Source organism: Pseudomonas sp. (genome assembly GCF_026224925.1).
In the GTDB taxonomy this organism is placed as follows: Bacteria; Pseudomonadota; Gammaproteobacteria; order Pseudomonadales; family Pseudomonadaceae; genus Aquipseudomonas.
In genome coordinates, this window is sequence record NZ_JAMFRV010000679.1 from 1 (window position 1) to 4388 (window position 4388).

Genomic DNA, 4388 nt, shown 5'->3' on the forward strand with positions numbered 1-4388 from the left:
CGCAGCCCGGAAATAATCGCCTGGTATTCGCGAACCGGCTGCAAAGCGACGATGCTGAACGCTGCGTTACGTCCGCCCAACAGCTTGATTTCGACGTCATAGACGAAAAACTCGTCGCCATTGGCTTCTTTAATCTTCGCGAAATTGTTGCCGGTGCCGTCATACCGCGGGTGGTAATTAATGTTTTCTGCGGAGGTGGCCCGGGAACGCCAGACTAACCGGCCTTCACGGTCGTAGATGTAGCCCAGCAGGCGGCTGTCCGGCAGGTTGAACTGCTCGCCCGGCAACATCAGCGGCATCATGAGATGGCCATCTTCAACCCGGGCGGCGGATATCAAGGTGGTGACGTCCGACGCCAGACGCTGCTTGATAGCGTCTTCCAGCGCCAAACTGTAGGCGCCCTGCAGCGCCGGTAACAACGCCAGCATGAAAATCACTGCCAGCATCGCCGCCGACAGCATCAATCGCACGCGTAGCGATCGGATCATTTACAGCGCTCGGTGAACAAGTAACCGAGGCCACGCACGGTTTCGATAGGCTTAAAACTGGAGTTGCCTTCCAGTTTGCGGCGCAGGCGACCGACCAGCACTTCGATCACATTAGGATCGCGCTCGTCGTCGTCGGGATAGAGCTGCTCCATCAACCGCTCCTTGGCCACCACTTGTTGGTGATGGCGCATCAGGTATTCAAGAATCCGATATTCGTAGGCCGTCAGCGCCAAGGGCTGTTCGTCGAGGGATGCTTGCTTGCGGTTCAAATCCAGCAGCAAGGGCCCGGCGACAATGGTCGATTGCGTGAAGCCACTGGATCGACGCAACAAGGCATTGAGGCGCGCCTCCAGCTCTTCGAACTGGAACGGCTTGACCACGTAATCATCCGCGCCGGCGGCCAAACCTTCAACCTTGTCTTGCCAGTTGCCCCGAGCGGTGAGGATCAGGATAGGGAATGCCTTACCCAGCGCACGGAACTGGCGAATCAGGTCTAGCCCGCCCATGCCAGGCAAACCCAGGTCGATCACCGCCAGATCATGGTTGAACTGCTCTGCCTGGTATAAGGCCTCTTCAGCATTGGCCACGGCTTCGACCACGTGACCGCTTTCGGTCAGGCGGGTCTGCAAGTGATGACGTAGTAACGCTTCATCTTCTACCACCAGCAGTTTCATGCGGCTCTCCCGGGCAAAATCATTCCTCTCAAGGCTAAGGCTGATACAGCTTGGCCAACGGCACTGCGCCCAGAACGCTGAGTGTGCGGTCTGGGCAGCAAATGTCCAGCGACAGTCTGTTTATGGTTAAAAGATATAGGTTGGACGCAGCTTAGGATCGTAGCCGCCCTGCAACGTGGCCCGGCTCAGCTTGACGCCGTTATGGGTGCCAGAGGCATAGGGGGTGGTCGAATAAACGTTGTACTCAGCGGTCCGCAAACCGGGATTAGCTTTATTGACTCGCTCACCGCCTTTGGCACGCAACAGCGCACCGGGCAGGTTTTCAGCTTGTACAGCGGCACTGCCGCCGAGAAACGCTAGCGCAAAAAACAGCTTATTTAACGTAAGCATCAATAAGTCCTCTCGCGCAGTGCGCATTTAGGTACGCCGTCAGACTAATCACTGCGCCCTGAACCCACCCTGAACGCGCCCTGAACTTATCCTGAACGAATTCCCCCTAAACAGTGCTGCACAATCGTCTAGGCTGTTTGACTTATCGGCTCCGTTATTCGTATCTATAAAAATCAGAGGGGAATCAATCATGCGTTTCTGCATAGCGTTAGTGATGATGTGCATGGCCGGGCTGGCTCAGGCCGCAATCAAGACTGAAACCATCCACTACAAAAGCGCCGATGGCACTCAGCTAGTCGGCTATTACGCCTACGACGATGCGATCAAAGGTCAGCGGCCGGGCGTGCTGGTAGTGCATGAATGGTGGGGCTTAAACGATTACGCCAAAGGCCGCGCCCGTGAGCTGGCGGCGCTGGGTTACAGCGCGATGGCTGTGGATATGTACGGCAAAGGCAAGAATACCGAGCACCCTAAAGACGCCATGTCGTTCATGATGGAAGCGATGAAAAACAGCACCAGCGCCGCTCAACGCTTTGATGCCGGGCTTGCCCAGTTGAAGAAACAACCACAGACCAATCCGGCAAAAATTGCCGCCATCGGTTATTGCTTCGGCGGCGGCGTAGTGCTGGACGCGGCCCGTCGTGGGGATCCATTGGTGGGCGTAGTGTCGTTCCACGGCATGCTGGCGACCAAGACCCCGGCCACTCCGGGCAGCATCAAAACTAAAATTCTGGTGGAGCATGGCAACAGCGACACCATGGTCACGCAGGACAGCGTGGTGGCGTTCAAGTCAGAAATGGACAAAGCCGGTGCCGATTATAAGTTTGTCGGGATTGATGGCGCCAAGCACGGCTTCAGTAACCCTGACGCAGACCGTCTAGGCAAAGGCGACGGGGCTCCGGACATCGCCTATGACAAAGCCGCTGATCAGAGCTCATGGGCGGATATGCAGGCGTTTTTGAAGAAGGTGTTTGGCTGAGAGGCCACCACTTGCAACCCCTGTGCAGTTCACTGTGTGGGACCGAATTCATTCGGGAAAAATGCACCATGGTCTGCCTTACTCACCGCAGTGATGCATTCCCGAATGAATTCGGTCCCATAGGGGTTCTAGATATGGCCTCAAACCGGCAAAATGCCAAGTATGACTGAGCCTTTGATCCTCCCCGCTTGTTGCCCCGCGCTAAACACCCATTGGCCGTTGCCCTACAACCTGCCCGGCGTGGTGTTGGTCAGTGGTGTGTTTGATCCAAAGCAACTCGTAGACGGCGACTTCCCGCGCAGCAATATCGACTCCCCCGCCAGCATCCAACGCTCCGTGGCTAAACGTAAGGCGGAGTTTCTTGCCGGCCGGCTCTGCGCCCGGGAGGCTTTAAAGCAACTCGATGGCCGCTATCACGTACCCAGCATTGGCGAAGACCGTGCGCCGGTCTGGCCTGTGGATATCTGCGGTTCAATTACCCACAGCCATGGCTGGGCCGCCGCAATCGTTGGGCAGCGCACGCAGTGGCGGGGTCTCGGTATGGACGTGGAAAACCTGCTGGACAGCGAGCGCGCGCAACGGCTGGCCGGGGAAATCCTCACCACCGATGAGCTGAAGCGCATGGCCGCTGGCCCTGTTGAACACATCGCCTTGCTGGTGACCCTGACCTTCTCGGTCAAAGAAAGCCTATTTAAAGCGCTCTATCCCCTAGTGCAAAAACGCTTTTACTTCGAAGACGCAGAAGTTCTGCACTGGTCCGCAGAGGGTAATGCTCGCCTGCGCCTGCTGATCGACTTATCCAGCGAATGGCCTAGCGGCTGCGAACTGGACGCGCAATTCAGCGTGCAAGACGGCCAACTGCTAAGCCTGGTCAGCATCCCAGCGCTTTGAATTTAACGTGATTCATGGCTTTTCCTGCCGACGCGGCCACGCCAGGCTGAAACATGCACCACCCAGACTCGTGCTTTTGCCGATCAGCGCCCGGCCGCCATGCCAATAAATGATCCGCCGCACAATCGACAACCCCAGACCATGACCGCCCGATGCCCGCGTGCGGCTGTCGTCTAAACGCATGAACGGCTTGAAAATCCGCTCCCAGGCACTTTCCGGCACACCGGGACCGTCGTCCTCAATATCGATGCGGCAGCGCAGTGGCCCCACCTGATAACTGACGCTGACCTGAGTTTCAGCGTGACGCATGGCGTTGCTTACCAAATTCTGCAGCGCCCGGTGCAGATAGCGCGGCTCGGCCTCCACCCAGACCCCATCATCATCCGCCGACGCCAGGCATTGCCCGCGACTGACCGTGACGTTAGCGCGCAACGGCGCCAGCTCAGCGATCACTTGATTGACCAGCGCATCCAGATCAATGCGCTGGAAATTCAAGGTCGGCGAGCCTTGTTCCAGTCGTGCGTATGTCAGCATCTCGTCCACCAGCTTGTCGAGGTCCTGAATATCGTGGTCCATGCCGACCCGGTATTTATCCCGAGCATCCTCAGTCGTGGCCTCGCCAATCATCTCCAAGCCAAAGCGCAAACGCGCCACCGGCGTGCGCAGCTCGTGGGAAACCGCACGTACCAACTCGCGCTGCATGCTCAATGAGCGCTGGAGATGCTCGGCCATGCCATTGAACGCCGACGCCAATCGCCCCACAGAGTCCGTACCCGACGCCGGTACACGGGTTTCCAGGCTGCCTTTAGCGAGGCGCGTCGCGGCGGCCTCCAGACCCAGCAAACGGCGCTCAAGACGGTGCACCAGCAAAGACACCACCAGACCAATTAGGCACAGGCCAAGAAAACCAATCAGAACCAACAATTCCGGCGGGTAAGGATTCATCTGGTACAGCGGACCGATTTC

5 protein-coding genes and 1 pseudogene are annotated in these 4388 nt (G+C 57.7%); 2 read left to right on the forward strand and 4 right to left on the reverse strand.

Features of this window, described 5'->3' with window-relative positions; all coding sequences use genetic code 11:
- From M0974_RS28390 to M0974_RS28400, 3 genes and pseudogenes are all read right to left on the reverse strand, one after another.
- A pseudogene (locus tag M0974_RS28390) lies at positions 1 to 488 on the reverse strand (histidine kinase); the annotation flags it as partial.
- Positions 485 to 1162, reverse strand: a complete 678-nt coding sequence (locus tag M0974_RS28395) for a response regulator (RefSeq protein ID WP_297844964.1) — start codon at positions 1160 to 1162, stop codon at positions 485 to 487. The pseudogene M0974_RS28390 and the gene M0974_RS28395, both read right to left, overlap by 4 nt.
- Positions 1163 to 1288: 126 nt before the next feature.
- Positions 1289 to 1552: a hypothetical protein gene (locus M0974_RS28400; protein WP_297844965.1), complete on the reverse strand. Its 264-nt coding sequence runs from the start codon at positions 1550 to 1552 to the stop codon at positions 1289 to 1291.
- A 190-nt stretch (positions 1553 to 1742) separates the two neighbouring features.
- Between M0974_RS28400 and M0974_RS28405 the strand changes: the two genes are divergently transcribed.
- Complete coding sequence (locus M0974_RS28405) at positions 1743 to 2531, forward strand: dienelactone hydrolase family protein (protein WP_297844967.1); 789 nt, start codon at positions 1743 to 1745, stop codon at positions 2529 to 2531.
- 162 nt (positions 2532 to 2693) lie between these two features.
- Entirely contained in the window at positions 2694 to 3422 is a 729-nt protein-coding gene (locus tag M0974_RS28410; RefSeq protein WP_297844968.1) for a 4'-phosphopantetheinyl transferase, read from the forward strand.
- A gap of 12 nt (positions 3423 to 3434) precedes the next feature.
- Here the strand turns inward: M0974_RS28410 and M0974_RS28415 are convergent.
- The coding region (locus M0974_RS28415; protein ID WP_297844970.1) for an ATP-binding protein at positions 3435 to 4388 on the reverse strand (954 nt) is incomplete at its 5' end.